This is a genomic window from Mycobacterium sp. TH-M116, from assembly GCF_057473685.1.
The window spans coordinates 1-11,088 of sequence record NZ_JBYCLC010000069.1; the positions used below are offsets into that span (position 1 = coordinate 1).

7 protein-coding genes and 2 pseudogenes are annotated in these 11,088 nt (G+C 68.6%); 6 read left to right on the plus strand and 3 right to left on the minus strand.

All coding sequences use genetic code 11. The annotated features are described in order from the left end of the window. Both AC2VOK_RS03535 and AC2VOK_RS03540 read left to right on the plus strand, forming a co-directional pair. A pseudogene (locus AC2VOK_RS03535) lies at positions 1-134 on the plus strand (HIT family protein); the annotation flags it as partial. A 359-nt stretch (positions 135-493) separates the two neighbouring features. Further along, positions 494-4,420 carry a diguanylate cyclase domain-containing protein gene (locus tag AC2VOK_RS03540; RefSeq protein ID WP_428899253.1) on the plus strand — a complete coding sequence of 1,309 codons (3,927 nt, stop codon included), beginning with the start codon at positions 494-496 and terminating at the stop codon, positions 4,418-4,420. 13 nt (positions 4,421-4,433) lie between these two features. Here AC2VOK_RS03540 and AC2VOK_RS03545 read toward each other — a convergent pair whose 3' ends face one another. After that, positions 4,434-5,465 carry an LLM class flavin-dependent oxidoreductase gene (locus tag AC2VOK_RS03545; protein ID WP_428899254.1) on the minus strand — a complete coding sequence of 344 codons (1,032 nt, stop codon included), beginning with the start codon at positions 5,463-5,465 and terminating at the stop codon, positions 4,434-4,436. 137 nt (positions 5,466-5,602) lie between these two features. Beyond that, on the minus strand, positions 5,603-6,415 hold the full coding sequence (locus tag AC2VOK_RS03550; protein ID WP_428899255.1) for a uracil-DNA glycosylase: 813 nt from the start codon (positions 6,413-6,415) through the stop codon (positions 5,603-5,605). 461 nt (positions 6,416-6,876) lie between these two features. Between AC2VOK_RS03550 and AC2VOK_RS03555 the strand changes: the two genes are divergently transcribed. The 4 genes from AC2VOK_RS03555 to AC2VOK_RS03570 all read left to right on the plus strand — a co-directional run bounded on the left by AC2VOK_RS03555 (position 6,877) and on the right by AC2VOK_RS03570 (position 10,183). After that, complete coding sequence (locus tag AC2VOK_RS03555; protein WP_428899256.1) at positions 6,877-7,002, plus strand: type II toxin-antitoxin system Phd/YefM family antitoxin; 126 nt, start codon at positions 6,877-6,879, stop codon at positions 7,000-7,002. A 137-nt stretch (positions 7,003-7,139) separates the two neighbouring features. Next, positions 7,140-7,328 carry a PIN domain-containing protein gene (locus tag AC2VOK_RS03560; protein ID WP_428899257.1) on the plus strand — a complete coding sequence of 63 codons (189 nt, stop codon included), beginning with the start codon at positions 7,140-7,142 and terminating at the stop codon, positions 7,326-7,328. Positions 7,329-7,497: 169 nt separating this feature from the next. After that, positions 7,498-8,865 carry an FAD-binding oxidoreductase gene (locus AC2VOK_RS03565; protein ID WP_428899258.1) on the plus strand — a complete coding sequence of 456 codons (1,368 nt, stop codon included), beginning with the start codon at positions 7,498-7,500 and terminating at the stop codon, positions 8,863-8,865. 61 nt (positions 8,866-8,926) lie between these two features. After that, positions 8,927-10,183, plus strand: coding sequence for a cytochrome P450 (locus AC2VOK_RS03570; protein WP_428899259.1), 1,257 nt, complete (start codon positions 8,927-8,929; stop codon positions 10,181-10,183). Between the two features lie 27 nt (positions 10,184-10,210). Here the strand turns inward: AC2VOK_RS03570 and AC2VOK_RS03575 are convergent. Next, a pseudogene (locus tag AC2VOK_RS03575) lies at positions 10,211-11,088 on the minus strand (hypothetical protein); the annotation flags it as partial.

Here is an 11,088-nt window from a genome sequence, read left to right on the forward strand (position 1 = left end):
TGCTGCCTCGCCGCGACGGCGACAAGCTCTCGCTCGCCAAGGGGATGCTGCTGCGCCGCGACCCCGACCGGGAAACCACCGGCCAGATCCTGCGGGAGGCCCTGGCCCGCATCGAGGCGAGCCGGCAGGACTGAGGCATGCGCGCGTCGTCCCGACGGCGTATCGCAGTGGGCGTAGGCGGCTGCACGGCGTCGTCGACGCCAACCATGACGAGCGCTGCCGCGGCCCTCGGAACCGGACCTCGCACCAGACCCAGGTCTTCGTTCTGACAAGGCAGTCTTCGTTCCGACCAGGCAGTCTTCGTTCTGACCAGGCAGTCTTCGTTCTGACCAGGCAGTCTTCGTTCTGACCAGGCAATAGCAACGGAACGGCTGATGGGACCGCCGCGACGCTCTATTGTTTGACACACGGTTGCTTTTATACGCGTGTTTCATACCGCGCCGTGGCGCGCCACCAAGCCTCGCCGCGCGGTGCGAAGTGGGGTGACGCAGCAATGAAACCCTCGACGGACGGCCCGTGGAAGCGCCTGACCTTGTCTGCGCGGGTCGGCTGGATTCTCGTCGCATCTTTCGGCGGTGCGGAGGCGACGCTGGCGGCCTCGTGGTTGTGGGGATGGCAGGGCCCGTCGAGAACTCGGCCGGTCGACGAGATCGTCACGGTGGCGTCGTTGTTGTGCGCGGCAGGGTGCGCCGCCAACGCGGCCCGCTTCGCGGCAGGCCGCTCACGATTCGGGTGGCTGGCGCTGATGACCGCTCTGCTCGGGTGGGCGCTGGGAGAGGCCATGTGGGTGATCTACGACGTGCAGCCGAATCTCGACCCCGCGAACCGTCCCCCGGTGGCCTTGGTGGCGCTTCTGTTGTATCCGATCGGGGCCATGGCCGCGATGATGGCGTTCTCCCACGTGGCCCGCAACACTCCCCCGCGAATGGTGCTCGACGGCTGCATCCTGGGGATAGCGCTGTTCGTGATCTCGTGCGTGTTCGTCGTCGAGAAACTGCTCCGCGAGGGGATCGGCCCGCGGCTTTCCACCCTCGCCGAGGTCTTCGGCGACATCGTCCTGATGACAGCGGCGATCATGGTGTTATCGCGCATCCGCCGCGGCGACGGCCCGAGCCGTATCCTGGTGCCCGCCGGAATCGGGGCGATCAGCCTCACCGACGTCGCGGTGGTGTTCCATTCCGGCACCGGCGACTACCACACCGGCGACGTGGGCGATCTGATCCGGGTGGCCGGGTTGGGGACGTTGACGTGGGCGGGGCTGGCCGGCCGACGCGAGGCTGCAGCGCCGGCGCCGTCAGACGCCGTCCCGTACCGCGCGGGGTTGTGGTTGCCGTATGTGCCGCTACTGCTGGCCGGCGCGGTGGCGCTGGGTCACACGCTGGGCCACCTGCAACACGGGCCGATGTTCACCGCGCTGGGAATCCTCGTCGCCGCCGTGCTGGCGCGGCAGTTCGTCGTGCTGGTCGAGAACCAGCGCCTGCTGGCCGAGATGGCCAGGGAAGCGTCCCGGGACAGCCTGACCGGCCTGTCCAACCGCGCCCGGTTCCACCAGCGAGTGGGCGAGGCGATCGCGCGCCTCCCGTCGGCCGACGCGCCGATCGCCGTGCTGTGCCTGGACCTCGACAACTTCAAGTTGGTCAACGACACGTTGGGGCACCACGCCGGCGACGAACTGCTCGTGCGGGTCGCCGAACGGATCACGTCCGCGGTGGACGAGTCGGCCACCGTTGCCCGGCTCGGCGGTGACGAATTCGCGGTGCTCCTCGAAGCTTCGGTCGAGGAATCGCAGGCAACGGCGAAGCGCGTCCTGGACGCCTTCGGCCCGCCGATCCTCATCGACGGGGTTCCGCTGGATGTTGGGCCGAGCATCGGCATCACCGTGGCCCCCGCCTCGTCGGATTGCACCGTCGACGAGCTGCTCCGCGACGCGGACCTGGCCATGTACGCCGCCAAACGCCGAGGCGGCCGATGCATCCACAGCATCGTGCCCGACCGACTGCCGTCGGTGCCTGCATCCCCGGAGTGCGTCGGGGCGACGATGGCACCCGTCGACGCCCCCAGACCCACCAGCCGGGCACCCGAACGGCTTTCGGGGACTCTCGATCCCGAACCCGTGGCGACGAGGGCGAAGCACATGTCGACCGACGCGGCCGAGAACATCCGATGGCCGCCGAGGGTGGTCCGGATCGCCATCGGCGCGCTGACGCTGGGCATCGTGGCCTTCGTCGTGCTCAACGCGCTGCACCGGGCGCGCATCGTCGACGCCGCCGTCCTCGGTGAGGTGTACCCAGCGTTGAACCTGGGGGCGGCCGCACTGGTTTCCGCCCGCGCTGTTCTCGTCTCAAGGAACCGTGCGGCGTGGGCGCTGATCGCAGCCGGCATGGCGGTGTCGGCCATCGGCGACGTCTTCTCTGCGGCGCGGGTCCCCGACGGCCGATCGACATCGGTGGCCGACCTCGCCCATCTCGCGTTTTACCCCCCGATCTACGCCGGGTTGCTGCTGCTGATGCGGGCGCGCGCCAAGCGTGTGCCCAGCACGGTCCGGCTCGACGCTGTAGCCTGCGGTCTGGCGACTGCTGCGGTAGCCGCGGCGCTGTTGCATGGGCACGCACGCTGCGCCGTCAGCGACAAACCGTCGACCGTGCTGGTGGGCCCGGTGTATCCGTACGGCGGCCTGGTGCTGCTGGCGCTGGCGGCGAGCATGCTGCCGATCCTGGGCCGGAACAACGCGCTGCGCTTGGCTCTGCTGTTCACCGGCTTCGCCCTGTCCGCGGTGGCGGACGCGGCGTATCTGTTCGAGATCTGTGCGCGTGAATACCCCACCAAAACAGCGCTCGACGCGTGCTGGCCCGCGTCGTCATTGTTGGTGGCGACGGTCGCGTGGACGCGATCGGCGACGGGGGCGCCGAGCGGGAAGCGGGGGCTGGGCTCCTTCGTCGTGCCCGTGTCGTGCACGGGAGTGGCACTGGCGGTGGCCGTGTTGGGGCACGGCTCGCAACTGGCCACGGCGTTGGCCGCGTCGAGCCTGGTCGTGGTCGCCGCGCGTTTCGCGGTGACGTTCCGGGACGTCAGCGTGCTGGCCGAAAACCACAGGCGCGCCATGACCGACAAGCTGACCGGCCTGCCCAACCGCCGCTGCCTGGTCACGGCCCTGACCGAGGTGTCCGCACCGCAGCCCGCACCTACGACCGGGATGGGAGTGCGCCGCGCGCTGCTGCTGCTGGAACTGTACGAGTTTCACGAGATCAACGCCTCGATCGGCGCCGCGTTCGTCGACGAGCTGTTGTGCCGCATCGCGAATCGCCTGGGGAAGACCATCGGCCGTGACGACCTTTTCGCGCGGGTGGGTGACAGCCGATTTGCGATCCTGCTGGCCGAGGGCAACGACCTCATCGCCGCGCGCGCCCAATCCGGACGCCTGCTCGAGTGTTTGAGCGAACCGTTCGCACTGGACCCGATCACCGTGCAGGTCGACGCCCGCATCGCCCTCGCCCTGAGCCCCGACCACTGCGAGCATGCCCAGGAACTGCTCAACCTCGCCGAGGCGGCGCTCCCCCACGCCAGGTCGGCACTCAGCAAAATCGCCGTCTACGAGCCGGCGTTCGAGCAATACCGGCACGACGATCTCACCCTCGTCGAGGAACTGCGCGGCGCACTCGACGCCGGTGCAGAGCTGACGTGTCACTACCAACCCAAGATCAACCACGGCGGCAGCGTCCACAGCGCCGAGGCGCTGCTGCGCTGGCAACATCCCGACCGCGGTCTGCTGCTGCCGGCCGAATTCATCCCGGCCGCCGAACGCGCCGGGCTGATGCGCAAAGTCACCGACCGCACGCTGAACCTCGTCCTCGAACAGATGCGGTCCTGGCGCGCGCAGGGCCTCACGCTGACGGTCGCGGTCAACCTCGCCACCACGAACCTGCTCGATCTGGAACTGGTCGGCACGATCGAACGACTGCTGCGCATCCACGGCGTGCCGGCCGACGCCCTGATCATCGAGATCACCGAGAGGACCCTGATCGACTCGGTGCGCTCGCGCCACACCGTCGCCGCGCTGCAACGCCTGGGCATTCGCATCTCGCTGGACGACTACGGCACCGGATGGTCGTCACTGGCGCGCCTGCAGGAAGTCACGGTCGACGAGCTCAAACTCGACCGGGTGTTCGTGGCGCGCCTGTCCCACGACCCGCGATCGGTGGCGATCGTGCGGTCCACAGTGGCCCTGGCCGACAGCCTGGGCGCCGACCTCGTCGCCGAGGGAGTCGAAGACGAGATCACGTTGAGCGCGCTGCGGCGCTGCGGCTGCACAATCACGCAGGGTTTCGTGCACAGTCCGCCGCTGCCGGCCGACGGGCTGCAGCAGTGGATCTCCGGCCTCGCCCCGGCCGGCCACGAGGTACGGCAGCCGGCGGAGTCCTAGAGCCGGAGGAGTCCTAGAAAAGCTCTTTGGCCAGCAGCTCCAGCGTCGCCACCCGGGCCGGGGCGGTGGCCGGAGCGGTGCCGTGGCGGGCCGAGGCGACCGGGTTGACCATCACCTCGTCGACGCCGAACCGTGCGGCCAGCGTCCGCAGTTGCTCAGCGGCCTCCGCGGGCGCACCGACCACGGCGCGTCGCAGCCCGCTGTCGACGATGTGCTGCTGCTCCTGCGTCAGCTCCGCGGCCAGGGCCTCTTCGACGAGGGGTACCGGCCCCAGCGCCTGGCCGGTCCGCAGCCGCGCCATCACCTGCAGGTTGGGCAGGATCAACGCTGTTGCCTCGGAATGGGTTTCGGCCACCGCGGCGTTCACGGTCAGAAACGTCACGGGCTCGGCGGCCACGTCACTGGGCCGGAACCCGCAACGGTAGGTCTGCAACGCCTCCTCGGTGCCCCGGCCGGAGAAGTGGTGGGCGAACACATACGGCAGCCCCTTGGCCGCGGCCAGCTGCGCCGAGTACATCGACGAGCCCAGCAGCCACAGGCGCGGTTCTGTCGCGGCGGCCGGGGTGGCCCTGAGGATGTAGTCCCCGGAACGCAGCGGCACCCGCACCCCGGCCTTGCTCATCAGCGCCGCCACGTCGTCGAGGTAGTCGGGGAAGTTCTCGATGTCACGGTCGTCGCGGGTACCGCGCAGGGCATACGAGGTCACCGGGTCGGAGCCGGGCGCCCGGCCGATGCCGAGGTCGATGCGGCCCGGAGCCGCGGCTTCCAGCAGCGCGAACTGCTCGGCGACGGTCAGCGGCGCGTGGTTGGGCAGCATCACCCCACCCGATCCCAGCCGCAGCCGGGTGGTCTGCGCGGCCAGGTAGGCGATCAGGACGGGCGGACTGGTGGCACCGACGGACCGCATGTTGTGGTGTTCGGCGACCCAGTAGCGGGTGAACCCCAGCCGGTCCGCGGTTTGCGCCAGCCCGACGGTGGCGGCCAGCGCGTCCGGGGTCGTCTGGTCGGTACGCACCGGGACGAGGTCGAGGACGGATAGACGCACGATGGCCTCAACGCTTCCCGCGCCGCGAACGTTCCCCGCTCAGCACCGGGCCCCGCACGTCCATCGCCCGCCCGCGCGGGCGCAGGCCGGAGTCGCAGGGCGAGTCAACCCGCCGCCGTTGTCCCGCCGACGCAGAGTCACGAGATTCCTGCCAGTTTCCTTGCCTCGGTGAGGATGTCGTCGAGCATCGCCGTCGTCAACCTACCGGTGAACATGTTCTGCTGGCTCGGGTGGTAGCAGCCGAGCAGCCGCACGCCCGCGTTGAGCTCCGCGACGACGCCGTGCCCGAACCTCGGCTTGGGCAGCCCGGCAGCGGCCGGCAGCCGAAGCGCGGCCTGCCAGCCGAACCCGCCCAGGGCCACGATCACCCGGACGTGGGCGGCCACCAGCCGCCATTCGGCCTCCAGCCACGGCCGGCAGCTGTCCCGCTCCGCCGGGGTGGGGGCGTTGGCCGGGGGCGCGCAACGCACCGGCGCGACGACGCGAATGTGCTTGGTCCGCAACCCGTCCGCGGCGTCCACACTGGTTGGCTGGTTCACCAGGCCGGCCCGGTACAGGGCCGCGTACAGCTGATCGCCGGAGCGGTCGCCGGTGAACATCCGCCCCGTGCGGTTGGCGCCGTGCGCGGCGGGCGCCAGCCCCATGATCAACAGCCGGGGCCGCTCCGAACCCCAGCCCGGCACCGGTCGTCCCCAGTACGGCTGGTCGGCGAACGCCCGGCGTTTGGCGACGGCGACGTCCTCGCGCCAGCCCACCAGCCGCGGGCAGGCCCGGCACACGCTGATCAGCCCGTCGAGGCGGGGTATCGAGTCGGCGCCGGCCGCCAGCGCGATCACCTGCGCGGCGCTCACGGCGACCGGGGTCTGCGGAGTCGCCGGATCGGCGGGCCATCCGGTGCCGGGAGCGACCGGAGAGCTGAACGGCCGGCCGGTGCGAGGGTGGACGAGCACATGAACATCGTGCCTTCAGCCGGTGGGCAGCGGCTGAACGGCCCGCACAGTCGGTGTTCCGGGCCGCTGGTTCGGGTTCCATTCAGCCGCGATATCCGTGAGTCCCATGAGCCGCGGCCCGGCACTGCTGATCCTGTCCGCCACGCTCATGGCCACCGCGGGAACCGGCATCTCGCTGTGACGTTCCCGTGGCTGGCCCTGCAGCATCGCGGCAGCGCCCGGGACGCGGCGATCGTGGCCGCCGCGATGACAGTGCCGCTGGTGGTGGGCTGCCGTCACTGCGGGAACTGGACTTGGCGCCCGGACTCGACGCGCCTTCACCGCTGTAGGCCGCGGCGTGACTCGCCGAGAATTCTGCGTTCCCACCGCTCGAATCGGCCGATCAAATCTGACTTCTGCGCCGCTCGCGCCGCCTGCTGATGCGCACAACCCCTTCCAACACGACGGCCTAAACTAAGTCCATGACTGAGTTCATGACTAAGCCTGCCGCGATCAGGGTCGGCATCCACGAGGCGAAGACCCGCCTGTCGGAGCTGCTGCGGCTCGTCGACAGCGGGCAGGAGGTCGAGATTGCCCGGGGGGGGTGAACCCGTTGCAAAGCTCGTGCCGTTCCACTCGCAGAACACCCGCCGCTTGGGCATCGACCACGGCGTGTATACCGTGCCCGAAGATTTCGACGCTCCGTTTCCGGATGATGTTCTCGAAAGCTTTTATCGGTGATCGCATGCGTCGCTCCGGCACATCTGCGCTGCCGGTCGACCATGGGCACACGCTGAGGACCGCTGATCTTCCCGATCACCATCGGGATCCGTTCGACCGTGTCCTCGTCGCTCAGGCGCAGCTGCTCGACCTGACGATCATCACCGCAGACAACCAGCTGTCGGCCTACGATGTCGCGGTCGTCGCCGCGTAATGACCGGATTTCGCCGGGGCTGCCGGATGCCACTGTCGCCCGGCTCGACGGTGATCCGGCATCCCTTGGCTCCTCGCGACTTTGGTGAGTTCCTTTGTCAGAACACGGAACTTGACCCGTTCCAGGATCGCTCAGCCGTGCAGCGGTCGGCGCGCCGTAGGATCGGCCCGTGAGCCCGGATGCGTTGGCGGATCTGATCACCGGCCTGCCCGACGGGACGGTGGTCACCGATCCCGCGGTGACCGAAGGCTACCGGCAGGACCGGGCTTTCGACCCTTCGGCGGGCACCCCGCTGGCCGTGGTGCGGCCGCGGTGCACCGACGAGGTGCAGACGGTGCTGCGCTGGGCGTGCGCACATCGGGTGCCGGTGATCACGCGGGGCGCCGGCAGCGGCCTGTCGGGCGGCGCGACCGCGCTGGACAACGGGATCGTGCTGTCCACGGAGAAGATGCGTGACATCACCGTCGATCCCGTGACCCGTACCGCGGTGTGCCAGCCCGGCCTGTTCAATGCCGAGGTCAAGAAGGCGGCCGCCGAGCACGGCCTGTGGTACCCGCCGGATCCGTCGTCGTTCGAGATCTGCAGCATCGGGGGCAACATCGCCACCAACGCCGGCGGGCTGTGCTGCGTGAAGTACGGCGTCACCACCGACTACGTGCTGGGCATGCAGGTGGTGCTCGCCGATGGCACCGCGGTGCGGCTGGGCGGTCCGCGTTTGAAGGACGTCGCGGGGCTGAGCCTGACGAAGCTGTTCGTCGGCAGCGAGGGGACCCTCGGCGTCATCACCGAGGTGACGCTGCGGCTACTGCCCGCGCCCAACACGTCGAGCATCGTGGTGGCGTCGTTCGGGTCCGTCCAGGCGGCGGTCGACGCGGTGCTCGGCGTCACGGCGCGCCTGCGGCCCTCGATGCTGGAGTTCATGGATTCGGTGGCGATCAACGCCGTCGAAGACCTGTTGCGCATGGACCTGGATCGTTCGGCGGCCGCCATGCTGGTCGCCGGCTCCGACGAGCGGGGTGCGGCCGGTGCGCAGGACGCCGAGGTGATGGCCGCGGTGTTCGCCGAACACGGTGCCACGGAGGTGTTTTCGACCGACGACCCGGACGAGGGCGAGGCGTTCGTCGCCGCCCGCCGGTTCGCCATCCCCGCGGTCGAGTCCAAGGGGCCGCTGCTGCTCGAAGACGTCGGGGTGCCGCTTCCGGCGCTGGGCGGGCTGGTCACCGGGATCGAGCGCATCGCCGCCGAGCGCGAGCTGATGATCTCGGTGATCGCGCACGCCGGCGACGGCAACACCCACCCGCTGATCGTCTACGACCCCGATGACGCCGCGATGACCGAGCGCGCCCATCTGGCGTTCGGCGAGATCATGGACCTGGCGCTCAGCCTGGGCGGCACGATCACCGGCGAGCACGGCGTGGGCCGGCTCAAGCGGCCGTGGCTTTCCGGCTACCTCGGGCCCGAGGTGATGGAGCTCAACCAGCGCATCAAAACCGCGCTGGACCCGTTGGGGATTCTGAACCCCGGCGCGGCGATCTGAGGGGCCGATGCCGGCGCACTCGGCGGTTGACACAACCCGCGAAATGCCCTAGGCCTACGACATGTCAGCAGCTACGTCGCAGGATGCCCCGGCCCGGTTCGAGCTCGCCACCGCGGACACCTGGGCGTGTCCCTGGCCGATGTACCGCGCGCTGCGCGACCACGACCCGGTGCACCACGTCGTGCCGCGCACACGGCCCGACCACGACTACTACGTGCTGTCCCGGCACGCCGACGTCTGGTCGGCGGCGCGCGACCACGAGACGTTCTCCTCCGCGCAGGGGCTGACCGTCAACTACGGCGAACTGGAAATGATCGGGCTGCAGGACAACCCACCGTTCGTCATGCAGGACCCGCCGGTGCACACCGAGTTCCGCAAGCTGGTTGCGCGCGGCTTCACGCCGCGACAGGTCGAGGCGGTCGAACCCAAGGTCCGCGAGTTCGTCGTCGAGCGCATCGACAAGCTGCGCGCCCAGGGTGGTGGCGACATCGTGACCGAGTTGTTCAAACCACTGCCGTCGATGGTGGTCGCGCACTACCTCGGCGTGCCGCAGGAGGACCGGGCGCAGTTCGACGGCTGGACCGATGTGATCGTGGCCGCCAACACCGCCGGCGGTGACGACGATGACGGCGGTGGGGTCGGGGCGCTCGCCGGCGCCGGTGAGGCGGTCGGGTCGATGACGGCCTACTTCACCGCACTGATCGAGCGGCGCCGCACTGAACCCGAAGAGGACACCCTCTCCCACCTGGTGGCCGCCGGGGTGGGCGCCGACGGGGACATCGCCGGCATGCTGTCGGTGCTGGCGTTCACCTTCACGATGGTCACCGGCGGCAACGACACGACCACCGGGATGTTGGGTGGCTCGATGCCGTTGCTGCACGAGCGTCCCGACCAGCGCCGGCTGCTGGTGGACAACCCGGGGCTGATCCCCGACGCGGTCGACGAGCTGCTGCGGCTGACCTCGCCGGTGCAGGGCCTGGCGCGTACCACCACGCGCGACGTGACGCTGCACGGCGCGACCATCCCGGCCGGCCGCAAGGTGCTGCTGCTGTACGGGTCGGCCAACCGCGACGAACGCCAATACGGTCCGGACGCAAGCGAACTCGACGTGACCCGATGCCCGCGCAACATCATGACGTTCAGCCACGGCGCCCATCACTGCCTGGGCGCGGCCGCGGCGCGGATGCAGTCGCGCGTCGCGTTGACCGAATTACTGGCCCGCTGCCCGGATTTCGAGGTCGACCAGTCGGCGATCGTGTGGTCGGGCGGCAGTTACGTGCGCCGCCCGCTGTCGGTGCCGATCCGGGTGAACCCCTGAGGCCCGCCGGCTGGCCGGCCGGAAGGGTTATTCGAAGAAACCGGACTGGTTGTCGCTGTGGTTGAAAGCACCCGAATCGTTGGCACCTGAGTTCCAGGCACCCGAGTCGAATATCCCGTGATTACCCACCCCAGAGTTCAAAGCACCCGAGTTGAATACTCCCGTGTTACCGCCATGGGAACCCGAGTTGCTGAAACCCACGTTACCGCCACCGGAACCCGAGTTGTTGAAACCCACGTTACTGCCACCAGCACCAGAGTTGTTGAAGCCTACGTTAAAGCCACCAGCACCAGAGTTGTTGAGACCCACGTTACTGCCACCAGCACCAGAGTTGTTGAAGCCTACGTTAAAGCCACCGGAACCCGAGTTGCCGAAACCCACGCTACTGCCACCAGCACCAGAGTTGTTGAACCCTATGTTAAAGCCGCCGGTACCCGTGTTATTGAAACCGACGTCGTTGTTGGCATTTAAGAATCCGGTGTCAAAGAAACCTGTCGAATTCACGTTCATGTAGCCAGAACTGTAGCTTCCTGTGTTGTCAAAACCTGCATTGTAGTGACCTGTGTTGCCCCAACCCGACTCGTAGGTTCCTGTGTTCCCGAAACCCGAGACCGTACCATGCTGGCTGACCACACTGCCGATGGCGGTGTTCACGCTGCCGGAGTTCCATATGCCGGTGTTGATATTTCCTGAGTTCCCTATCCCGGTGTTGAGAGTGCCTGAGTTAAAGAAACCCACATTGCCGGTGTATTCTCCAGCGCCCGGGCCGGAGGGGGTCAGCAAGTCCGTGCCGCCGGAGTTAAAGGCACCCACGTTCTCCACACCCGAGTTGAATAAGCCCATATTGACATTACCGGAGTTACCCACGCCGATATTAGTAGAGCCGGCGTTATCGATTCCCAGGT

Coding starts and splice junctions, on each gene's coding strand:
- AC2VOK_RS03540 (WP_428899253.1), top strand. CDS start 494: ATGAAACCCTCGACGGACGGCCCGTGGAAGCGCCTGACCTTGTCTGCG.
- AC2VOK_RS03570 (WP_428899259.1), top strand. CDS start 8,927: ATGTCAGCAGCTACGTCGCAGGATGCCCCGGCCCGGTTCGAGCTCGCC.
- AC2VOK_RS03560 (WP_428899257.1), top strand. CDS start 7,140: ATGCGTCGCTCCGGCACATCTGCGCTGCCGGTCGACCATGGGCACACG.
- AC2VOK_RS03555 (WP_428899256.1), top strand. CDS start 6,877: ATGACTGAGTTCATGACTAAGCCTGCCGCGATCAGGGTCGGCATCCAC.